The organism is Bradyrhizobium sp. CER78, from assembly GCF_029846235.1.
GTDB lineage: Bacteria > Pseudomonadota > Alphaproteobacteria > Rhizobiales > Xanthobacteraceae > Bradyrhizobium.
The window spans coordinates 264619-285526 of the sequence record NZ_JARVWP010000003.1 but is presented as its reverse complement, the minus strand read 5'-3'; the positions used below and the strand labels follow the sequence as shown (position 1 = coordinate 285526).

At 65.1% G+C, this 20908-nt stretch carries 17 protein-coding genes and 1 pseudogene; 15 read left to right on the top strand and 3 right to left on the bottom strand.

Annotation, left to right across the window (positions count from 1 at the left end; genetic code table 11):
• Positions 1 to 255: 255 nt before the first annotated feature.
• Together ilvD and QDT69_RS07230 are read left to right on the top strand one after the other, a co-directional pair.
• On the top strand, positions 256 to 1980 hold the full coding sequence (gene ilvD, locus QDT69_RS07235; protein ID WP_279705922.1) for a dihydroxy-acid dehydratase: 1725 nt from the start codon (positions 256 to 258) through the stop codon (positions 1978 to 1980).
• Entirely contained in the window at positions 1967 to 2803 is an 837-nt protein-coding gene (locus tag QDT69_RS07230; protein ID WP_279705921.1) for a tetratricopeptide repeat protein, read from the top strand. The genes ilvD and QDT69_RS07230 overlap by 14 nt, the downstream gene beginning before the upstream one ends.
• Positions 2804 to 2852: 49 nt before the next feature.
• Here QDT69_RS07230 and xth read toward each other — a convergent pair whose 3' ends face one another.
• Both xth and QDT69_RS07220 read right to left on the bottom strand, forming a co-directional pair.
• Entirely contained in the window at positions 2853 to 3650 is a 798-nt protein-coding gene (xth, locus tag QDT69_RS07225) for an exodeoxyribonuclease III (RefSeq protein ID WP_279705920.1), read from the bottom strand.
• A 10-nt stretch (positions 3651 to 3660) separates the two neighbouring features.
• Positions 3661 to 4119 (bottom strand): GNAT family N-acetyltransferase, encoded by a 459-nt coding sequence (locus QDT69_RS07220; protein ID WP_279705919.1) that lies wholly within the window; start codon positions 4117 to 4119, stop codon positions 3661 to 3663.
• Positions 4120 to 4290: 171 nt separating this feature from the next.
• Here QDT69_RS07220 and QDT69_RS07215 point away from each other — a divergent pair, with 171 nt between their 5' ends.
• Together QDT69_RS07215 and QDT69_RS07210 are read left to right on the top strand one after the other, a co-directional pair.
• Positions 4291 to 5424 (top strand): efflux RND transporter periplasmic adaptor subunit, encoded by a 1134-nt coding sequence (locus tag QDT69_RS07215; protein WP_279705918.1) that lies wholly within the window; start codon positions 4291 to 4293, stop codon positions 5422 to 5424.
• Between the two features lie 3 nt (positions 5425 to 5427).
• On the top strand, positions 5428 to 8550 hold the full coding sequence (locus tag QDT69_RS07210; RefSeq protein WP_279705917.1) for an efflux RND transporter permease subunit: 3123 nt from the start codon (positions 5428 to 5430) through the stop codon (positions 8548 to 8550).
• A 63-nt stretch (positions 8551 to 8613) separates the two neighbouring features.
• On the opposite strand, the gene erpA is transcribed toward QDT69_RS07210, so the two are convergent.
• A complete protein-coding gene (erpA, locus tag QDT69_RS07205; RefSeq protein ID WP_016846874.1) occupies positions 8614 to 8943 on the bottom strand; it encodes an iron-sulfur cluster insertion protein ErpA in 330 nt (109 codons plus the stop codon).
• A gap of 139 nt (positions 8944 to 9082) precedes the next feature.
• Here erpA and QDT69_RS07200 point away from each other — a divergent pair, with 139 nt between their 5' ends.
• The 11 genes and pseudogenes from QDT69_RS07200 to QDT69_RS07150 all read left to right on the top strand — a co-directional run bounded on the left by QDT69_RS07200 (position 9083) and on the right by QDT69_RS07150 (position 20827).
• Positions 9083 to 10291: a deoxyguanosinetriphosphate triphosphohydrolase gene (locus QDT69_RS07200; RefSeq protein WP_279705916.1), complete on the top strand. Its 1209-nt coding sequence runs from the start codon at positions 9083 to 9085 to the stop codon at positions 10289 to 10291.
• A 9-nt stretch (positions 10292 to 10300) separates the two neighbouring features.
• Entirely contained in the window at positions 10301 to 12097 is a 1797-nt protein-coding gene (gene argS, locus QDT69_RS07195; protein ID WP_279705915.1) for an arginine--tRNA ligase, read from the top strand.
• Between the two features lie 118 nt (positions 12098 to 12215).
• Positions 12216 to 13688, top strand: coding sequence for an SPOR domain-containing protein (locus tag QDT69_RS07190; RefSeq protein ID WP_279705914.1), 1473 nt, complete (start codon positions 12216 to 12218; stop codon positions 13686 to 13688).
• A 46-nt stretch (positions 13689 to 13734) separates the two neighbouring features.
• The gene (gene nagZ, locus QDT69_RS07185; protein ID WP_279705913.1) at positions 13735 to 14757 is read left to right on the top strand and encodes a beta-N-acetylhexosaminidase; all 1023 of its coding nucleotides are present in this window, start codon (positions 13735 to 13737) and stop codon (positions 14755 to 14757) included.
• Positions 14754 to 15575 carry a ScpA family protein gene (locus QDT69_RS07180; RefSeq protein WP_279705912.1) on the top strand — a complete coding sequence of 274 codons (822 nt, stop codon included), beginning with the start codon at positions 14754 to 14756 and terminating at the stop codon, positions 15573 to 15575. Before nagZ ends, QDT69_RS07180 begins: the two co-directional genes overlap by 4 nt.
• Before the next feature lie 22 nt (positions 15576 to 15597).
• Positions 15598 to 16302: pseudogene (gene scpB / locus QDT69_RS07175) on the top strand (SMC-Scp complex subunit ScpB); the annotation flags it as partial.
• Between the two features lie 369 nt (positions 16303 to 16671).
• Positions 16672 to 16905, top strand: coding sequence for a twin-arginine translocase TatA/TatE family subunit (locus QDT69_RS07170; RefSeq protein ID WP_074126115.1), 234 nt, complete (start codon positions 16672 to 16674; stop codon positions 16903 to 16905).
• Positions 16906 to 17062: 157 nt separating this feature from the next.
• Complete coding sequence (gene tatB, locus QDT69_RS07165; RefSeq protein ID WP_279705911.1) at positions 17063 to 17584, top strand: Sec-independent protein translocase protein TatB; 522 nt, start codon at positions 17063 to 17065, stop codon at positions 17582 to 17584.
• A complete protein-coding gene (gene tatC, locus QDT69_RS07160; protein ID WP_279705910.1) occupies positions 17581 to 18387 on the top strand; it encodes a twin-arginine translocase subunit TatC in 807 nt (268 codons plus the stop codon). The genes tatB and tatC overlap by 4 nt, the downstream gene beginning before the upstream one ends.
• A gap of 198 nt (positions 18388 to 18585) precedes the next feature.
• Positions 18586 to 19917, top strand: a complete 1332-nt coding sequence (gene serS, locus QDT69_RS07155; protein ID WP_279705909.1) for a serine--tRNA ligase — start codon at positions 18586 to 18588, stop codon at positions 19915 to 19917.
• Between the two features lie 16 nt (positions 19918 to 19933).
• Positions 19934 to 20827 carry a hypothetical protein gene (locus QDT69_RS07150; RefSeq protein ID WP_279705908.1) on the top strand — a complete coding sequence of 298 codons (894 nt, stop codon included), beginning with the start codon at positions 19934 to 19936 and terminating at the stop codon, positions 20825 to 20827.
• The last annotated feature ends 81 nt before the right edge of the window (positions 20828 to 20908 follow it).

The window sequence follows — 20908 nt, the reverse complement described above, 5'->3', positions numbered from 1 at the left end:
CACGTGTCAGGTTCCCATAAGGACTGGTAATACATGGTTGCGCGGCGGCCACGATTGTTGCGCTGTTGCAACGACACCTGAACATTTAACCCTAAAAGCAGCCCATCCGTAGTCGCGCCGCTTTTTAGCCACACCCTCACATGAAAGGATATTCACCTAGCTGAATAGCCAGCGCTCCGACGACGGGACATTTTTTCGGGTTCCGGCGTTGATGGAGGAAAGAGCGCAGCAAAAGAGCGTCGGAACAGGGTCGCGATGGACGTCAAGACGAACATCAAGAGCAGGCTGCCGAGCCGTCACGTGACGGAGGGCCCCCAGCGCGCGCCGCATCGTTCCTATCTCTACGCGATGGGGCTGACGACAGCCCAGATTCATCAACCCTTTGTCGGCGTTGCTTCATGTTGGAATGAAGCGGCCCCCTGCAACATTTCGCTGATGCGCCAGGCGCAGGCGGTGAAGAAGGGCGTGGCTTCCGCGGGCGGCACGCCGCGCGAATTCTGCACCATCACCGTGACCGACGGCATCGCGATGGGCCATGACGGCATGCGCTCGTCGCTGCCGTCGCGCGAATGCATCGCCGATTCGGTCGAGCTCACCGTCCGCGGCCACGCCTATGACGCGCTGGTCGGGCTCGCAGGCTGCGACAAGTCGCTGCCGGGCATGATGATGGCGATGGTCCGGCTCAACGTGCCTTCGATCTTCATCTATGGCGGCTCGATCCTGCCCGGCAACTTCCGCGGGCAACCGGTTACCGTGCAGGACATGTTCGAGGCGGTCGGCAAGCATTCGGTCGGCGCCATGTCGGACGAGGACCTCGACGAGATCGAGCGGGTAGCCTGCCCGTCGGCCGGCGCCTGCGGCGCCCAGTTCACCGCCAACACCATGGCGACGGTCTCCGAGGCGATTGGCCTCGCGCTCCCGTACTCGGCAGGGGCCCCGGCGCCCTACGAGATCCGCGACTCCTTCTGCGCCGCCGCCGGCGAGAAGGTGATGGAGCTGATCGAGAAAAACATCCGGCCCCGCGACATCGTTACCCGCGAAGCCCTTGAGAATGCTGCGGCTGTGGTTGCAGCCTCGGGCGGTTCGACCAATGCTGCGCTGCACCTGCCGGCGATCGCCCATGAGTGCGGCATTAAATTCAATTTGTTCGACGTTGCCGAAATCTTCAAAAAGACTCCTTACGTCGCGGATTTGAAGCCGGGCGGCCGTTATGTTGCCAAAGACATGTTTGAAGTAGGTGGCATTCCGCTGCTGATGAAGACGCTGCTCGATAATGGCCACCTGCACGGGAATTGCCTGACCGTCACTGGCCGAACGATCGCCGAAAACCTCAAAAGCGTGAAATGGAATCCGCACCAGGACGTGGTGCGGCCGGCCGACAAACCTATCACCGTGACAGGTGGCGTTGTCGGTCTGAAGGGTAATCTCGCTCCGGAGGGTGCGATCGTGAAGGTCGCGGGAATGTCCAACCTGAGGTTTACCGGTCCGGCCCGGTGCTTCGACCGCGAGGAGGACGCCTTCGAGGCGGTGCAGAAGCGCACCTACAAGGAAGGCGAAGTGATTGTGATCCGCTACGAGGGGCCGAAGGGCGGTCCCGGGATGCGGGAGATGCTGGCGACCACGGCGGCGCTGACCGGGCAGGGGATGGGGGGCAAGGTTGCCCTGATCACCGATGGCCGGTTCTCCGGCGCCACTCGTGGCTTCTGCATCGGGCATATTGGACCTGAAGCGGCCGTCGGCGGGCCGATCGGGTTATTGCAGGACGGCGACATCATCGAGATCGATGCGGTCGCCGGCACACTTGACGTAAAATTGAGCGACGCCGAGCTCGCAAATCGTAAGACCAAATGGGCCCCTCGCGCGACTAACCACACATCTGGTGCGCTGTGGAAGTACGCCGAGCAAGTGGGGCCGGCGGTGGATGGCGCAGTCACCCATCCGGGTGGCGCGCACGAGAAACAGTGTTATGCGGACGTTTAAGCGTACGATTCTTGCGTTTGCGTTAGGGGCCATTCCGGTGGCGGGCCCTGGATTCGGATTCGACGGCGCCCCGGTCAGCCCCCAGGATACCGTTCTTCCAGTGGTTTCCCCGCAGCCGGGGACGGCCGCCGCGCTGAAGCGGGCCGCGAGCCCGGTCGCTCCGACCGCGACCTCACCGACCTCCTCGTTCAGCACGCTGCAGTACCAGGCCGAGGGCGGCCATCCCGTGGCGCAGTGGAAGCTCGGCAAGATGTACGCCGAGGGCGACGGCGTCATCCAGGACGACATGCGCGCCTTCGAGTATTTCAGCCGGATCGCCAATGCGCATGCCGAGGATTCCCCGTCGGCGCCGCAGGCCTCGATCGTGGCCAACGCCTTCGTGGCGCTCGGCCGCTACTATCTGAGCGGCATCCCCAATTCCAAGGTGAAGGCGGACACCGAGCGCGCGCGGGAGATGTTCTCCTATGCGGCGTCCTATTTCGGCAACGCCGACGCCCAGTACGACCTTGCCCGGCTGTACCTGAAGACGCCGGACGCCTCGCGGGATGATTTCCGCTATGGCGCGCGCTGGCTGGGCCTTGCCGCCCAGAAGGGCCAGCATCAGGCGCAGGCGCTGCTTGGCCAGATGCTGTTCAACGGCGACCGGCTGCCGCCGCAGCGGGCACGCGGCCTGATGTGGCTGACCCTGGCGCGTGACAGCGCCACGCCCGACGAGGCCTGGATCAAGGAAAGCTACAACCGGGCGATCGCCAAGGCCTCCGAAGACGACCGTGCGATGGCGCTGCAGATGCTCGAGCACTGGGTGCAGGGTCGTCGCGATTAGAGGCCGCCGCGACTGATATCGCGGGCGGCCTTCGCAGCCTGCTTGGGGGTCAGGCGGTCTCGAAATCGAGATCCGCCCACACCGGCACGTGGTCGGACGGCTTCTCCCAGGCGCGGACATAGCTGTCGATGCCGACATCGATCAACCGGTCGCTGGCTTGCGGCGACATCAGCAGATGGTCGATCCGTAGGCCCCAGTTCTTCTGCCAGGCGCCGGCCTGGTAGTCCCAGAAGGTGTACTGGCCGGGCTCGTCATTGACCGCCCGCAGCGCATCGGTCAGGCCCAGGCCGAGCAGCGACTGGAAGGCCTCCCGGGTCTGAGGCCGGAACAGGGCGTCGTCGGTCCATGCGGCCGGATTGTAGACGTCGCGCGCCGCCGGGATGACATTGTAGTCGCCGGCTAGGATCAGTGGCTCCTCGGCCTTAAGCCGTTCCTTCGCGTACTCAAGAAGCCGCGACATCCATTTGAGCTTGTAGGGATATTTGTCGGTGTTGGCAGGGTTGCCGTTGGGCAGGTAAAGGCACGCCACCCGCACCACGCCCTGTTTCAGCGTGACCACGCCTTCGAGGAAACGCGCATGGGCATCCTCGTCGTCGCCGGCAAGGCCCGATTTGGTCTCGTCGAATGGCAACTTGGAGAGCAGCGCGACGCCGTTGAAGGTCTTCTGCCCGTGGGTGACGACATTATATCCGAGCGCCTCGACCTCGAGCCGGGGAAACGCGTCGTCGACGCATTTGATCTCCTGCAGGCAGACGATGTCGGGGGAGCACTCCTTCAGCCAAGCGACCAGCAGTTCGATCCGTTGCCGGACCGAGTTGACGTTCCAGGTGGCGATGCGAACAGTCATCGGAAGTCCTCTATTTGATGCGGCGCGTTGGCAAGCGCTCCGCCTGGCCCAAGCGTTTCCGCATCTCGATGTGTGGGATGCCGGCTTCCTCGAACTCGTCGCCGCACCGTGCGAACCCGGCGCGCGCATAGAACGGCTCCGCGTGCGTCTGCGCGTTGAGGATCAGTTCGGGATAGCCGAGTTCGGCCGCCTTGGCCATCAGCGCCTCCAGCACCCGGGCGCCAACACCCGTGCCGCGTGCCGTTTTGAGCACGGCCATGCGGCCGATGTGGCCATCGGGGAGCAGCCGGCCCGTCGCCACGGCGGTGCCATCCGCGACAAATGCCAGCGCGTGCCAGCTCGACGGGTCCATGTCGTCCCACTCCAGTCCGACCGGCACACCCTGTTCTTCGACAAAGACATTGTAGCGGATGGCGCCGGCGCGTTCGCGGGCGTCTTCCCAGCTGCAGATCAGGACGGAGGTGGACATAAGGCAGCGATTCGCAGCGCCCGACGCGGCGCACTCTTTCACTTTGGTGGCATACCATGCGCAGTCCTGCTGTGCTAACCCTCCCCAGAAACAAGGCGTAACAATTGCCGACGGGGGAGTTGCGAAGCGTCCCGGCCCTCAAGGGAAGCGGACGGCGCATGTGCAAAACTTATGAAAAAACGCAGTTTGGTTCTGACTGTCGCTGTTCTCGGCATTGCGGCCGGGGCGGCTTACATGACCCGCGCTTCATGGATGGGTGGGGGTGCCGCCACCGCGCAGGGGACGCCGCGGCCGCGCGTTGTCTCGGTGGACCTCGCCAAGGCGGAACGCAAATCGGTGCCGGTCGATGTCGACGCGATCGGGCAGGTCACGCCGATCTCCAGCGTCGCGCTGAAGTCGCGGCTGGAGACCACCATCGTCTCGGTGCATTTCGAGGACGGCGCCAGGGTCAATGAAGGCGACCTGCTGTTCATGCTCGACGCGCGGCAGATCGACGCCCAGATCGAGCAGGCTGAGGGTGTGCTGGCCCGCGACCAGGCCCAGCTCGAGGGCGCGCAGCGCGACCTCCGCCGCTACACCGAACTCGTCGGCAAGGGCGCGACCACCCAGGTCAATCTCGACAACGCCAAGACCCAGTCCGACGTCCTGATCGGCACCATCAAGGCCGACCAGTTCGCGCTGGAAAATCTCCGCGTCCAGAAAAGCTACACCGTCATCCGGGCGCCGTTCGCCGGGCGGATCAGCGCCGCCAACGTCAAGGTCGGCAACTTCGTCCGTCCCGCCGACACCCAGCCGCTCGCGGTCATCAACCAGATGGCGCCGGTCTACGTCACCTTCGCAATCCCGCAGCGGGCGCTGGTCGATTTGCGCGATGCCATGGGGAAGGGCGATTCCAAGGTGATCGCGACCATTCCCGGGCACCAGCGCTCGGAGAGCGGCAAGGTCGCGATGGTCGAGAACGCCGTCGACGCGACCACCGGCATGGTCACCGTGCGCGGCATCATGAACAACGCAAGCGAGACGCTGTGGCCCGGCACCATCGTGCAGACCAAGCTGATCATCCGCAGTGAGGACGCCGTCGTGGTGCCGACGGTCGCGGTCCAGCGCAGCCAGAACGGCAATTTCGTCTTCGTCGTCCAGGACGGCGTCGCCAAGGTTCGGCCGGTCAAGGTCGATCGCACCTTCCAGGGTTCATCGGTGATCGCGGACGGTCTGGCGGGCGATGAAAGTGTCGTCGTCGACGGACAGCTGCTGCTGTCGGAGGGATCGCGGGTCGAGCTGCGGGCGCGCAAGGCCGGAGCCTGACCGATGACGCTCTCCGAGCTCTGCATCCGCCGCCCGGTCATGACGACGCTGATCACGGCGTCGATCATCGCATTCGGCGTGTTCGGCTTCCGCCTGCTGCCGGTCTCGGCGCTGCCGAAGGTGGACTTTCCGACCATCGCGGTCACCGCGACGCTTCCCGGCGCCAGCGCCGACACCATGGCCGCCTCGGTCGCCGGCATCATCGAGCGCCAGCTCTCGACCATCGCCGGCATCTCATCGATGAACTCGAACTCCTCGCAGGGCACGAGCGTCATCACCATCCAGTTCGACCTCAACCGCAGCATCGATGCCGCCGCGCTCGACGTGCAGACGGCATTGACGATCGCGCAGCGTCGGCTGCCGATCGAGATGACTATCCCGCCGAGCTTCCGGAAGGTGAACCCGGCGGATTTCCCGGTGCTGTTCGTCTCGCTGGGATCGGCGACGCTGCCGCTGTCGGCGGTCAATGAATATGGCGACATCACGATCGGGCAGGCGCTGTCGCAGCTGCCGGGCGTCGCGCAGGTCCTGATCTACGGCGCGCAGAAATTTGCGATCCGCGTCCAGGCCGACCCGGAGGCCGCGGCCGCCCGCGGCGTCTCGATGGAGGACATCCGCGCCGCCGTGTCGCGCGCCAACTCCTCGACCCCGGTCGGCACGCTGAACGGCCCCAAGCAGGACGTCGCGCTGCAGGCCTCCGGGCAGATGGACAAGGCGGCCGACTACCGCCAGATCTACGTCGCCTGGCGCAACGGCTCGCCGGTCCGGCTCGACGAGATCGCCAAGGTCTATGACAGCGTCGAGAACGACAAGATCGCGACCTGGATGAACGACGAGCGGGCGATCGTGCTCGCGATCCAGAAGCAGCCCGACGCCAACACCGTCGCCGTCGTCGACGCCGTCCTTGCAAAACTGCCGTCGCTGCGCGCCGCGATCCCACCGTCGGTGACCATGCAGGTCATGATGGATCGTTCGGTCTCGATCCGGCAGGCGGTCAGCGACGTCGAGGAGACCCTGCTGATCGCGATCGCGCTGGTGATCCTTGTGATCTTCCTGTTCCTGCGCTCGGCATCCGCGACCTTCATTCCGGCGCTGGCGGTGCCAATCTCGCTGTTCGGCACCTGCGCGGTGATGTACGCGCTGGACTACTCGATCAACAACATGACGCTGCTGGCGCTGACGCTCTCGGTGGGCTTCGTGGTCGACGACGCCATCGTCATGCTGGAGAACATCGTCCGCCACATCGAGCACGGCATGAAGCCGTTCGAGGCGGCGCTGAAGGGCGCCCGCGAGATCGGCTTCACCATCATCTCGATCACCTTCTCGCTGATCGCCGTGTTCATCCCGGTGCTGCTGATGGGCGGCATCGTCGGCCGCGTGTTCCGCGAATTCGCGGTGACGATCTCGGTCGCGATCATCGTCTCCGGCTTCGTATCGCTGACGCTGACCCCAATGCTGTGCGCCCGCGTGCTGCGCGCGCATGATGCGGCCAAGCGGCCGAACATCGTGCTGCGCGCGTTCGAGGCGATGTTCGAGGCCTGGCTGCGCGCCTATGAATGGGCGCTGGACTGGGTGTTGGCCAAGAAGGCGCTGATGCTGGTGGTGACACTGGCAACGCTCGGCGGCACCATTTACCTCTACATGATCGTGCCGAAGGGGTTCTTCCCGCAGGAGGATACCGGCTTCCTGATCGGCGTGACGGAGGCCGCGACCGACACTTCGTTCGAGGCGATGAAGGTGCGCCAGCAGGCACTGGTCGAGGTGCTGCGGACCGATCCGGCGATCGAGTACATCAACTCCACGGTCGGCTCCGGCGGTCCGAATCCGACCGCGAATTACGGCCGGCTGTTCATCGCGCTGAAGCCGCAAAAGATACGCGACAGCGCTGCCGTCGTGGTCGGTCGTCTCCGGCAAAAGGCCCGCGAAATCCCCGGTATGCAGGCGTTCTTCCAGAGCATCCAGAACCTCAACATCGGCGGCCGCATCTCCAAGAGCCAGTACCAGTACGTGATGCAAAGCGGCGATACCGAGGGGCTGTACCGCCTCGCGCCGGACATGCGCGACAAGATCGAGAAGATTCCGGGCCTGCTCGACGTCACTACCGACCTCTACATCAAGAACCCGCAGATGACGGTCGACATCGACCGCGAGAAGGCGGCGGTCTACGGCGTCACCGTCGATCAGGTCCGCAACCAGCTCTACAATGCCTACGGCGCGCGGCAGGTCGGCACCATCTACATGCCGTCGAACGACTACCAGATCATCCTGGAGGTGCAGCCGCAGTTCAGGGTCGATCCGTCCGATCTGTCGAAGCTCTACATGAAGACCTTGAACGGCCAGACCATTCCGCTGGATGCGGTGGCGCGGCTGGTGCCGACGGTCGGGCCGCTGCAGATCAACCACCAGGGCCAGCAACCGGCGGTGACGATCTCGTTCAATCTCGCGCCCGGCAATTCGCTTGGCTATGCCGTCGACAAGATCACCGAGCTCGAGCAGAGCGCGAACCTGCCGCCGACGATTGCGACCGGCTTCTCCGGTACCGCGCAGGTGTTCCAGGATTCGCTGCGCGGGCAGGGCGTGCTGATCCTCGCCGCCGTGTTCGCAGCCTTCGTGATCCTCGGCATTCTCTACGAGAGCTTCATCCACCCGATCACCATCATCTCGGGCCTGCCGTCGGCCGGCATCGGCGCGATCCTGACGCTGATGTTGTTCGGGATGGAGCTGTCAGTCATCGCAATGATCGGCATCGTGATGCTGGTCGGCATCGTCAAGAAGAACGCGATCATGATGGTCGACTTCGCGCTGGAGCGCCGCCGCGTCGGCCTCAGCGCCGAGCACGCGATCCGCGAGGCGGCGCTGCTGCGCTTCCGCCCGATCATGATGACGACGTTCGCTGCGATCTTCGGCACGCTGCCGATCGCGCTCGGCGCGGGCGCCGGCGCCGAGCTGCGTCAGCCGCTCGGTGTCGCGGTGGTCGGCGGCCTCTGCGTCTCGCAGCTGCTGACGCTGTTCATCACGCCCGTGATCTACATCTATCTTGACCGTATCGACCGCAGGCTGCGGCGCAAGCTCGATCCCCAGGCGGCGGACGACGTCGAGCGGCCGCAGGTGGTCGCAGCGGAATAGCGCGTGCTCTCACGCGAACCGGAATGCGGTTCGCGCCGGGAAGCCGGATCTGATGAAGATGTGTTAGATCGAGAAGCTGGTGCCGCAGCCGCAGGAGGCAGTGGCGTTCGGATTGACGACGCGGAACGAGGCACCGATCAGGTCGTCGACGAAGTCGACCTCCGAGCCTGCCAGGAACGGGACCGAGGCGGGATCGATCAGCACCACCGCGCTGTCGCGTTCGATCACGAGGTCGTCATCGGCCTGGGTGCGCTCGACGTCGAACTTGTACTGGAAACCGGAGCAGCCGCCGCCCTCGACCGAAATGCGCAGCTTGGCGCCTTCGCCTTCCTTGCTGAGGATCTGCCCGATACGGCGGGCGGCCCGTTCGCTGACGGTGATGGCAGCAGTCATATCGGTCTCCGAAACCTTAATTCTTGGCATGGTCGGATCGGATCATGCCCGGCGTCATGCCCAATTCATTTGGTCAGCCGCCTCAGTCATAGTTAAGTGCGTCGGACCATGGAATCAAATGGATAAGGACTAAAATACCGTGTCGGTCGGAATGGCTGCCCCCCGCGCGCCTTATGCCTGCGACCCCGACCGCAGCCGTGGCCGGCTTGTCGCGGAGCCGCCGAGCCGGACCCGCAGCCCGTTCCGGCGCGACTGTGACCGGGTGATCCATTCCACGGCGTTCCGCCGCCTCAAGCACAAGACCCAGGTCTTCGTCTTCCATGAGGGCGATCACTACCGCACCCGGCTGACCCATTCGCTGGAGGTGGCGCAGATCGCCCGCGCACTGGCCCGCCAGCTCGGGGTCGACGAGGATCTGACCGAGACGCTGGCGCTGGCGCACGATCTCGGCCATCCGCCGTTCGGGCATGCCGGGGAGCGGGCGCTCGACGAATGCCTGAAAGAGGATGGCGGTTTCGACCACAATGCGCAGGCGCTGCGGGTCGTCACCTCGCTGGAGCACCGCTACCCCGAATTCGGCGGCCTGAACCTGACCTGGGAATCGCTCGAGGGGATCGTCAAGCACAACGGCCCGCTGACCGAGCGCAACGGCGCGCCGGCCGGCCGCTATTTGCAAGGCGGCCTTCCGGTCGGGATCGCCGACTACAACAAGACCTACGACCTCGAGCTCTGGAGCTATGCCTCGCTCGAGGCGCAGATCGCGGCCTTCGCCGACGATATCGCCTATGACGCACACGACATCGACGACGGCCTGCGCGCCGGCCTGTTCGCGGTCGACGACCTCAACGAGATGCCGCTGACATCAGAGATCATCGCCGAGATCGACCGCCATTACCCCGGGCTCGACGAGGTCCGGCGCGGCGCCGAGCTGGTGCGTGAGCTGATCTCACATTTCATCAGCGCTGTGTTCAACGAGGCGACCCGGCGCCTCGCCATCGCGCAGCCGCAATCGGCCCAGGACGTGCGCCGCCACAATGCGCCGCTGATCGCGTTTCCGCCTGAGGTGGCCGAGCAGGAGGCGGCGATCAAGGCGTTCCTGTTCCGGCGGATGTATCGCCACCGGCGGGTGATGATTGTCATGCGGGAGGCGGAGCAGGTGGTGCGCAACCTGTTTGAGCGCTACCGGCAATCGCCGGGCGACCTGCCGGCGGAATGGATCGAGGGCAGCGTTCAGGAGACGGCGAGCGCGCGGAACAGGCGGATCGGCAATTTCATTGCCGGGATGACCGACCGCTTCGCCCTGATCGAGCACCAAAGGCTTTTTGACTCGACCCCCGATTTGCGTTAGCGCCCTGCCATGGCCGACACCACTGCTTCACCACACCTTTTTGCCGACATGCTGACGCGCGTGCACGCGATCTGTGCCGCGGTCGGAGCCGAGGACAACTGGCCCGCGGGTATCGACCTGTCCCGCGTCGTGGTGGAGCCGCCGCGCGATGCCAGCCATGGCGACATGGCGACCAATGCGGCGATGGTGCTCGCCAAGGACGCAAAGGCCAAGCCGCGCGAGCTCGCCGACAAGATCGCCGAGCGGCTGCGTGCCGACGCGCTGGTGGCCTCCGTTGATGTCGCAGGTCCCGGCTTCATCAACCTGACCTTGAAGCCGCAGGTCTGGGCGGATGCGTTGCGCGCGGTGCTGGCGGCCGGCTCCGCCTACGGACGCAGCGACATCGGCAAGGCCGAGAAGGTCAATGTCGAATACGTCTCGGCCAATCCGACCGGGCCGATGCATGTCGGCCATTGCCGCGGCGCCGTGTTCGGCGACGCGCTGTGCAGCCTGCTGCAATTCGCGGGCTTCGACGTCTGCCGCGAATATTACATCAACGATGCCGGCGCCCAGGTCGACGTGCTGGCGCGCTCGGCGTTCCTGCGTTACCGCGAGGCTTTGGGGCAGGACATCGGCGCGATCCCGGAAGGGCTCTATCCCGGCGATTACCTCGTGCCGGTCGGTGAAGCGCTTGCCAAGGAGTACGGCGAGAAGCTGCTCGACATGACGGAAGGCGCGTGGCTGCCGATCGTGCGCGACAAGGCGATCGCCATGATGATGGAGATGATCAAGGGCGATCTCGCCGCGCTCAACATCCATCACGACGTGTTCTTCTCCGAGCGCTCGCTGATCACCTCAGGCAACAACAAGGTCGCCGAGACCATCGATTTCCTGCGCGCCAAGGGCGACATCTACGAAGGACGTCTGCCTCCGCCGAAGGGCAAGCCGGTCGAGGATTACGAGGACCGCGAGCAGTCGCTGTTCCGCGCCACCGCCTACGGCGACGACGTCGATCGGCCGCTTATCAAGTCGGATGGCTCGTACACCTATTTCGCGTCCGACATCGCCAACCACCGCAACAAGTTCGAGCGCGGCTTCACCAATTTGATCGACGTGTTCGGCGCCGATCACGGCGGCTACATCAAGCGGATGCAGGCGGCCGTGAAAGCGGTGACCGCAGGCAAGGCCGTGCTCGACGTCAAGATCGTGCAGCTCGTGAAGCTGCTGCGCGACGGCGAGCCGGTGAAGATGTCGAAGCGCTCAGGCGAGTTCGTCACGCTGCGCGAAGTCGTCGACGAGGTCGGTTCCGACGCCGTGCGGTTCATGATGCTGTTCCGCAAGAACGATGCGGTGCTCGATTTCGACCTCGCCAAGGTGATCGAGCAGTCCAAGGACAACGCGGTCTTCTACGTCCAGTACGGCCACGCCCGCGGCCATTCGATCTTCCGCAATGCGCGGGAGGAGGCGGTTCCCGACCTGCCGGAGACCGACGAGGCCCGGCTGGACTATCTGCGGAGCGCCGCGGTCGAGCGGCTGACCGATCCGGCCGAGCTCGACCTGCTCAAGCGGCTTGCGCTTTATCCCCGGATGATCGAGGCCGCGGCGGTGGCACACGAGCCGCACCGAATCGCTTTTTATCTATATGATTTGGCCAGTGAATTTCACGCGCTTTGGACCAAGGGGCGCGATTTGCCCTATTTACGCTTCATTATCAATAATGATGCAGAGATCACGAGGGCGCGTCTGGCAATGGTTCAGGGCGTCGTCTCGGTTCTGGCATCGGGCTTAGCTGTTCTAGGCGTCCACGCTCCGACCGAGATGCGGTAGGCAGGGGCATTAGGCCCTCACGAGTGGGGATTTGTGAGGGCATCTGGCAGGGGCCAACTCGTTCGGACCGGCTGTGCCGGCGATCTTGGCGCTGTCCCGAAGGGGATGCATCATCACAATGGCTGATCGATATCAGGACCGAAATTTTTCCGCCGACACGGCCTCCAAGGCCGAGAGCGATCCGCTTGCTGAACTGGCCCGTCTGATCGGCCAGACGGATCCATTCGGTACCGCCAACAAGCCGCCGCCGCGTCCGCTGCAGTCGCGCGCCAATGCACGACCGCAACAGTATGAGCCGCAGGCGGAAGAGGACGACACGCCGCCCGCAGGCCCGCCGCCGTGGATGCGGCGCGCGCGGCAGGAAGCGGCCGCGCCGCCGCCCGTGCAGCACACCGAATACGAAGAGCCGGAGCAGGACTATCAGCCGAAGCCGGTGCATCCGTTGCACCGTTATGCGGCCCAGCAGGCGCAGCCGCCTGCGCCCGCGCCGGTCGCAGCCTATCGGCCGGTCGAGCCCCCCCGGCAGCCTGAGGCCTTCGATGAGGAGCCGCATTATCAGGGCGGCGATCAGGGGCAGGATCCGTCGCGCTATGACGATGCGCTCTATGGCCAGCTGGAAGCCGGCGAGCAGGATCTGCAGCGCGATCCGTCCTATCCGGACGATCCCTACGCCTATGAGGCGTACGAGGAAGAACCCGAACCGCGCAAGCGGAGCAGTGGCCTGATGACGGTTGCCGCGGTCGTGGCGCTCGCGGTGGTCGGCACCGGTGGCGCGCTCGCCTATCGCAACTATGTCGGCTCGCCGCGAACCGGTGAGCCCCCGATCATCAAGGCTGACAACACGCCGACCAAGGTGATTCCGGCCCAGGCCGATGCGCCGGCCAAGACGCCGGATCGCATGGCGACCGGTGATGGCACGGAAAAGATCGTGTCGCGTGAAGAGACCCCGGTCGACGTCAATTCGAAGACCGCCGGACCGCGCGTCGTGTTTCCGCCGCTGAACGCCAATGCGAACCCGCCGCCGGCCGCCAGTGTGCAGACGGCGCAGCCCGCGCCGGCGCCGCTCAGCGCCAATGGGACCCTGCCGAACAACGAGCCGCGCAAGATCCGTACCCTCTCGGTCAAGGGCGGCGACACGCCTGACGGCGCGCAGGCAACCGCGGCCGTGCCGGCCAAGCCCGCCACGACGAAGCCCCCGGTGTCACGCGGCAATCCGTCGGCAGCCAATGCCAGCGTGAACTCGCCAATGTCGCTGGTTCCCGGGCAGGCTGACGGGGCGGCTGCTCCGGCCGCGCCCCCGACCCGAGTGGCGTCGACCTCGACCGCTTCGGTTGGCGGCGGCGGATACCTGGTCCAGGTGTCGTCGCAGAAGAACGAGGCGGACGCGCAGGCGTCGTACCGGACGCTGCAGGGCAAGTATCGCAACGTGCTCGGTTCGCAGCCTTTGGTGGTGAAACGCGTCGATCTCGGCGAGAAGGGCGTCTACTACCGCGCCTTCGCCGGCCCGTTCGCGTCGTCGGAAGAGGCGAACCAGCTGTGCCGGAGCCTGATGTCGGCCGGTGGGCCGCAGTGCCTCATCCAAAGAAATTAAAGGCCGTTTCCTTGACCCGTGAGCTGCATACGGCCTAATCGGCCGAATGACGAACCGCGCATTCATCACGGGCATATCCGGTCTGACCCTCAACGACGCTGAACGCGAATTCATTCGCGCCGAGCGGCCATGGGGCTTCATCCTGTTCAAGCGCAACATCGAGAGTCCGGCCCAAGTGGCGGCTCTTGTTGGGGAACTCAAGTCTGCGGCCGGCATGGCCGATGCTCCGATCCTGATCGACCAGGAGGGCGGCCGGGTGCAGCGGCTCGGCCCGCCGCATTGGCCGGCCTATCCGCCCGGCGCGAGCTTTGGCGCGCTCTACGACATCGACCCGAAGCTCGGCCTTGCCGCGGCTAGGCTCAGCTCGCGGCTGATTGCGGCCGACCTGATCGACCTCGGTATCACCGTCGATTGCCTACCTTTGGCTGACGTTCCAGTGGCCGGGGCAGACGCTGTCATCGGCAACCGGGCCTATGGAACCGAACCCGGGAAGGTCGCGGCGATCGCGCGTGCGGTGACGGAGGGGCTGGAACAGGGCGGCGTGCTGCCGGTTCTCAAGCACATTCCCGGCCATGGCCGGGCGACAGCGGACAGTCATTTCCGCCTGCCGACGGTCGATACCGCCAAAGCCGAGCTGGAACGGACCGATTTTGCCGCGTTCCAGCCCTTGTCGGACCTGCCGATGGCGATGACTGCACATGTTGTGTTTAGCGCGCTGGACCCCGTCCATCCGGCAACGACTTCTGCGACAATCATCGAAGAGGTGATTCGCGGCCTGATCGGGTTTCAGGGTTTGTTGATGAGTGATGACGTGTCGATGAATGCGCTGGCCGGATCAATTGCCGAGCGGACCCGCGCCATCGTCAGCGCCGGTTGCGACGTGATTCTGCACTGCAACGGCAATATCGACGAAATGCGCGAGGTCGCGCGGGAGACGCCGGAACTGACCGGCAAGGCGCTTGAGCGCGCCAAGGCTGCGCTCGCCGCGCGGAAGCAGCCCCAGCCGCTCGACCGGCAGGCGGCACGGGCTGAACTGGATGCGTTGTTGGATCGGGTAGGGACGGCATGACCGCTGAAATTCTATCGTTTGATACCGGGCGGCCGGCCGACCTCGCCGAGGGCGAACCGGCGCTGGTGGTCGACGTCGAGGGCTATGAAGGCCCGCTCGACCTGCTGCTGACGCTGGCGCGGCAGCAGAAGGTCGACCTGTCGAAGATCTCGATCCTGGCGCTCGCCGACCAATATCTTTCGTTCATCGAGGCGGCGCGCAAGATCCGCCTCGAACTCGCCGCCGACTATCTGGTGATGGCAGCCTGGCTTGCCTTCCTGAAGTCGCGGCTGTTGCTGCCCGAGCCGCCGAGCGCGGAGGGGCCGAGCGCCGAGGAAATGGCGACCGCGCTTGCCAACCGGCTGCGCCGTCTGGAGGCGATCCGCGAGGCGGCCAACCGGCTGATGAACCGGCCCCAGTTCCAGCGCGATATCTTTCCGCGCGGCAATCCGGAATCGATCGCCGAGATCAAGCATCCGAAATTCACCGCGACCTTGTACGACCTGCTGTCGGCCTATGCCACGCAGCGCCAGTCGCGCGTGCTGACCACGGTTCATCTGCAGAAGCGCACCGTGTGGTCGCTCGCCGAAGCGCGCGCCTCGCTGGAGCGGCTGGTCGGCATCGCCGAGGACTGGAGCTGCCTCGACGAATACCTGATGAACTACGTCGCCGATCCCACCCAGAAGGCGACTGTGTTCGCATCGAGCTTTGCCGCGGCCCTCGAGCTGGTTCGCGAAGGCGAGATGGAAATCAACCAGAAGCAGGCGTTCGCGCCGATCTATTTCCGAAAGCGTCAGGCGCAGTCCGCAATGGCCGCGCCGGACCAGTCGGTCGAGTAAGTGGAAGAAGGAGAGCAAGCCCATGGCAAGCTTGGCGGAAGTGCGCAGAGACGAGCCCGAGGAGGAGGTTTCTCCTATGGATCATCCGGTAGCGCGTCCTGAGGAATTGCGGCTCCTTGAAGCCCTGTTGTTTGCATCGGCCGAGCCGATCGATCAGGCGACGCTGGCAAAGCGGATGCCCGACGGCGTCGACATCAAGCAGGCGCTCGCGCAGTTGCAGGCGGAATATGCGCCGCGTGGCGTCAACCTGGTGAAGGTCGCCAACAAGTGGACGTTCCGCACCGCCGGCGATCTGTCGTGGCTGATGACGCGCGAGAGCACCGAGACGCGGAAGCTGTCGCGTGCCGCGATCGAGGTGCTGGCGATCGTCGCCTATCACCAGCCGGTGACCCGAGCCGAGATCGAAGAGATTCGCGGCGTGGTGACGTCAAAGGGAACAATCGACGTGCTGCTGGAGACCGGCTGGATCCGCCCGCGCGGCCGCCGCAAGACGCCGGGCCGTCCGTTGACCTTCGGAACCACCGACGGCTTCCTGTCTCAGTTCAGCCTGGAAGCGCTCGGCGACCTGCCGGGGCTCGAGGAGCTGAAGGGCACGGGTCTGCTCGACTCGCGTCTGCCGACCGGCTTTTCCGTTCCGTCGCCATCTGACGATGCGACGCTGCGCGAGGACGAGGAGCCGCTCGAGCCCGGCGATACGCTGGAACTGCTGCTGGCGCCGGCCGTCGAGCCGGAGGCCGAGGAACCGAAGGCTGAGACCGAGACCGAGACCGAACCCGAGGCCGCTGCCGAGGTTGAAGCGACCGCCGAGGCCGAAGCCGAAGTGGTCGGTGAGGTGGAGGCAGGCGAACCTGACGCGGCCGAGCCCGACGCCGATGAACCCGACGCCGACGAGCCGGACGAGCGCGCCGACGACGCCGGCGATCACGACGGCGCCGAGAAGGGCGAATAGGGCGGAATATTCCCGGTTAAGCCTAGCAATATTACGTAGCCGCGACAGCGATTTGCCGCGGCAGAGGTCCTTGTTTTTGACACCCCGCGGGCCTAACTTCCGGCCATGTTCAGGCCGGTCCGCCGGCCATTTCTGGAGGGTTGCAGGATGGGTTCGCTTAGCATTTGGCACTGGATCGTCGTGATCGCAGTGGTCCTGCTGCTGTTCGGTCGCGGCAAGATTTCGGACCTGATGGGTGACGTCGCCCAGGGCATCAAGGCGTTCAAGAAGGGCATGCAGGACGACGACAAGGTCGCGGACAAGACCGAGCCCACCAAGTCGATCGATCACAATTCGACGCCGTCGGCCGCGCGCCAGGACGTCGGCAGCAAGGCCGTCTAACGCGCTTGTACTGACGTATATTTCGACGTTTTTCTTCGCGCGAAACGGTGACGCCGTCGCAGAGACGCGCTATGGACGCCGATTGAGAAAAGGCGCCGACAGCCCCACATCCTGTTGGGAGCGATGGGGCCGATGGCGCGCTTAGGCGGAACAATTCATGTTCGATATCGGGTGGAGTGAACTGGTCGTCATCGCGGTCGTCGCGCTGATCGCCATCGGCCCGAAAGAACTTCCGGGCGTGCTGCGCATGGTCGGGCAATGGATGGGCAAGGCCCGCAAGATGGCCGCCGAATTCCAGGGCCAGTTCCAGGAAGCCATGCGCGAGGCCGAGATGGCCGACCTCAAGAAGAGTTTTGACGAGGTCAGGGAAGCCGCAACCGGCATCACCAGCGGCAACATCATGACCTCGCTGCAGAAGGACGTCAGCGACGCCCTGCAGATCGACAAGCCGGTCGATGCCCAGGTCGCCTCGGCGATCGACGCGCCGGTGACGTCAAGCGACGCACCGGTGACGCCGACGACACCTGCCGAGCCGACGCCGGAAACCTTCGTCGAGGCCGAGACGCATGCCGCCGCCGGCGAGCCGCTCGCGATCACCAATGAGGTGAAGCCCGAGCCGGCACCGCAGGACGTCACGCCGGCACAGCCCGACGTGCTCAAGGACGCGAGGGCGTCATGAGCGCTGAAGACATCGAGGCCAGCAAGGCCCCCTTGATGGATCACCTGATCGAGCTGCGCTCGCGGCTGATCAAGGCGCTGCTCGGCTTCGCCGTGGCCTTCATCATCTGCTTCTTCTTCGCCAAGCAGATCTACAACGTGCTGGTCTGGCCGTTCGTCTGGATCGCGGGCCCCGAGAATTCGAAGTTCATCTACACCGCGCTGCTCGAATATTTCATCACGCAGCTCAAGCTCGCCCTGTTCGGCGCGGGCTTTATCTCGTTTCCGATCGTCGCCACCCAGATCTACAAATTCGTCGCGCCCGGTCTCTACCGGCATGAGCGCAACGCCTTCCTGCCGTATCTGATCGCGACCCCGGTGTTCTTCGTGATGGGCGCGGCGCTGGTCTATTTCGTCGTGCTGCCGATGCTGGTACGGTTCTCGCTCGGCATGCAGCAGGCCGGCGGCGCGGAGACGGCGCAGATCCAGTTGCTGCCCAAGGTCGGTGAGTATCTCTCGCTGATGATGTCGCTGATCTTCGCCTTCGGCATCGCGTTCCAGCTGCCGGTGATCCTGACGCTGCTCGGCCGCATCGGCATCGTCACCTCGAAGATGCTGAAAGAGAAGCGGCGCTACTTCATCGTGATCGCCTTCATCATCGCAGCAGTGCTGACGCCGCCGGACGTGTTGAGCCAGTCCTCGCTGGCGATCCCCTTGCTGCTGCTCTATGAGGGCGCCATCATCGCGGTGCGCATGGTGGAGAAGAAGGCCACGACCTCGAGCGCCTCGTCCGGGGCGCCGTCGGCGACCAATCCGGCCGAGTAGGGTGATTTGATCACATACCCGGCCGTCATACCCCGCGAAAGCGGGGTATCCAGTCCGTCGCGGCCCCTCCGTCACACGTTGACGCCTCTGGAATACTGGATCACCCGCTTTCGCGGGTGATGACCGTCGTGGTAGTGGAAACATACAACGCAAGCGTTGACGTACGACGTTATCTGCAAGCCCGCCATCAGGACTGCCATGCACGACATCAAAGCGATCCGCGACAACCCGACCGCCTTCGACGCCGGCCTGAAACGCCGCGGACTTGAAGCCCTGTCGCCGTCGCTGCTGGCGATCGACGAGAAGCGGCGCGCGGCGATCCTGGCCTCCGAGCAGGCCCAGGCGCGGCGCAATGCAGCGTCGAAGGAAATCGGCGACGCCAAGAAGGCCAAGGACGAGGCGCGCGCGGCCAAGCTGATGGCCGAAGTCGCCGAGCTCAAGACCACGATGCCCGAGCTCGAGCTGGCCGCGAAGTCGGCCGATGACGAGCTGACGAAGCAGCTGTCCTCGATTCCCAATCTGCCGCTTGACGAGGTGCCCGACGGTGTCGACGAGCACGGCAATGTCCAGCACCATGTGTTCGGCAAGGCGCGCGACTACGGCTTTGCGCCGAAGCTGCACGACGATCTCGGCATCGCGCTCGGCTACATGGATTTCGAGGCGGCGGCGAAATTGTCGGGCGCGCGCTTCGTCGTGCTGAAGAAGGGGCTGGCGCGGCTGGAGCGTGCGATCGGGCAGTTCATGCTCGACCTGCACACCGGCGAGCACGGCTACACCGAGATCAACCCGCCGCTGCTGGTGCGCGACGCCGTGATGTTCGGCACCGGCCAGTTGCCAAAGTTCGAGGACGATCAGTTCTGGGCGATCAAGGGTGAGTTGCTCTCGGCGCCGAACGCCGATCTGCGCAGCGAGCGTCTCGGCCTCATTCCGACCGCGGAAGTCTCGCTGACCAACCTCGCGCGCGAATCCATCCTTGACGAGAAAGAGCTGCCGATGCGGCTCACCGCGCTGACGCCGTGCTTCCGTGCCGAAGCAGGAGCTGCGGGACGCGATACGCGCGGCATGATCCGGCAGCACCAGTTCACCAAGGTCGAGCTGGTGTCGATCACGACGCCTGAAGCCAGCAAGGACGAGCTCGAGCGCATGCTGTCCTGCGCCGAGCAGGTGCTGCAGAAGCTCGATTTGCACTACCGGGTGATGACGCTGTGCGCCGGTGACATGGGCTTCTCCGCGCAGAAGACCTACGACATCGAGGTATGGATGCCGGGGCAGGGCGATGGCGGCGCCTATCGCGAGATCTCGAGCTGCTCGGTGTGCGGCGACTTTCAGGCCCGCCGCATGGATGCGCGCTACCGCGGCCCCGACGGCAAGCCGCGCTTCGTGCATACGCTGAACGGCTCCGGCACGGCGGTCGGCCGCGCCTTGATTGCTGTGATGGAGACCTACCAGCAGCAGGATGGCTCGATCGTGGTGCCCGATGTGCTGCAGCCCTATATGGGCGGGCTCAAGGTCATCGAGCACGGCATGTAAGGCGAGGGCCAGTGCGATGCCGCTCCACCGTGACATCCACTGGCTTGGCAAGCAATGGGCGGTCACCGGCCATGGTCTGCAACTGATCAACCAGAAGCAGATGGGCTATTACGACATCGAGGCCGCGCGCTTGTGGGAAGCCCGCGTGAGCGAGGTGCAGTCGAAGGCGTGGATCGACCGGCCCGACTTCGACAAGGCGCTGGAGATCGCGCGCGGCAAGTTCGCCCAATTGGCGCCGGACGATCTGCCGCCGCCGACGACGATTGTGGCACCGCTACCTCCGGTCCGGGCGGCGCCGCCGGCCGCGCCACGTGCGCCGCTTGACGCAGCTTCGGTGCCCTCGATCGAGGAACTGCTGGCGAGGCTGAAATCGAAATCGGTAACGCCACCGCCGGCCGCGGAGGCGCCCACACCGCGGCCGCCCAGCCCCGAATTGCCCAAGCTTGAGACGCCGAAGCTTGAGCCGCGCAAGGTCGAATCTATCAGGCCGGAGCTGCCTAAATCGGAGCCCCCGAAGGCCGCAAAGCCCGAGCCTCGCCAATCCGCACCGGTCACGTCCGAGCCGCCCAGGCCTGAGGCGCGTACGGTTGAATCTCCCAAAGCTGAACCTGCCAAGGAAACTACCAAGGCTGAACCTGCCCAACGGGAGGCTCCCAAGCCCGAACCTCGGAAGCCTGAGCCCGTCAGATCAGAAGCTCTCAAGTCCCAGGCCCTCGACGATGGACGTCAGGCGGCGCCGGCCAAAAAACTCGAAGTGCCGCCGCTGGTCCCCGTCGTCAAAGTTGTGCGGAGGCCGGCCTGGCCGGTCTTCGCCCGCAAGATCGCCGGCAGCGGCAAGTTTCTGCAGCCCTGGCGCGTGACGTCGGCGCGTTGGCGCGGGCCGTCGTCGGGTTTGCCTCCGCGGCCCTAGCCGGTTAAGACGGCAATCAACTCAAGAACCCGCAACTCAAGAAGCCGTAATTCAAGAAACCGGCGTCGAATCGGAACAAAA

Excerpts from the sequence above, each read along its gene's own strand:
- ilvD (WP_279705922.1), top strand. The coding sequence starts at position 256 with ATGGACGTCAAGACGAACATCAAGAGCAGGCTGCCGAGCCGTCACGTG.
- QDT69_RS07230 (WP_279705921.1), top strand. The coding sequence starts at position 1,967 with ATGCGGACGTTTAAGCGTACGATTCTTGCGTTTGCGTTAGGGGCCATT.
- xth (WP_279705920.1), bottom strand. The coding sequence starts at position 3,650 with ATGACTGTTCGCATCGCCACCTGGAACGTCAACTCGGTCCGGCAACGG.
- QDT69_RS07220 (WP_279705919.1), bottom strand. The coding sequence starts at position 4,119 with ATGTCCACCTCCGTCCTGATCTGCAGCTGGGAAGACGCCCGCGAACGC.
- QDT69_RS07215 (WP_279705918.1), top strand. The coding sequence starts at position 4,291 with ATGAAAAAACGCAGTTTGGTTCTGACTGTCGCTGTTCTCGGCATTGCG.
- QDT69_RS07210 (WP_279705917.1), top strand. The coding sequence starts at position 5,428 with ATGACGCTCTCCGAGCTCTGCATCCGCCGCCCGGTCATGACGACGCTG.
- erpA (WP_016846874.1), bottom strand. The coding sequence starts at position 8,943 with ATGACTGCTGCCATCACCGTCAGCGAACGGGCCGCCCGCCGTATCGGG.
- argS (WP_279705915.1), top strand. The coding sequence starts at position 10,301 with ATGGCCGACACCACTGCTTCACCACACCTTTTTGCCGACATGCTGACG.
- QDT69_RS07190 (WP_279705914.1), top strand. The coding sequence starts at position 12,216 with ATGGCTGATCGATATCAGGACCGAAATTTTTCCGCCGACACGGCCTCC.
- nagZ (WP_279705913.1), top strand. The coding sequence starts at position 13,735 with ATGACGAACCGCGCATTCATCACGGGCATATCCGGTCTGACCCTCAAC.
- QDT69_RS07180 (WP_279705912.1), top strand. The coding sequence starts at position 14,754 with ATGACCGCTGAAATTCTATCGTTTGATACCGGGCGGCCGGCCGACCTC.
- QDT69_RS07170 (WP_074126115.1), top strand. The coding sequence starts at position 16,672 with ATGGGTTCGCTTAGCATTTGGCACTGGATCGTCGTGATCGCAGTGGTC.
- tatB (WP_279705911.1), top strand. The coding sequence starts at position 17,063 with ATGTTCGATATCGGGTGGAGTGAACTGGTCGTCATCGCGGTCGTCGCG.
- tatC (WP_279705910.1), top strand. The coding sequence starts at position 17,581 with ATGAGCGCTGAAGACATCGAGGCCAGCAAGGCCCCCTTGATGGATCAC.
- serS (WP_279705909.1), top strand. The coding sequence starts at position 18,586 with ATGCACGACATCAAAGCGATCCGCGACAACCCGACCGCCTTCGACGCC.
- QDT69_RS07150 (WP_279705908.1), top strand. The coding sequence starts at position 19,934 with ATGCCGCTCCACCGTGACATCCACTGGCTTGGCAAGCAATGGGCGGTC.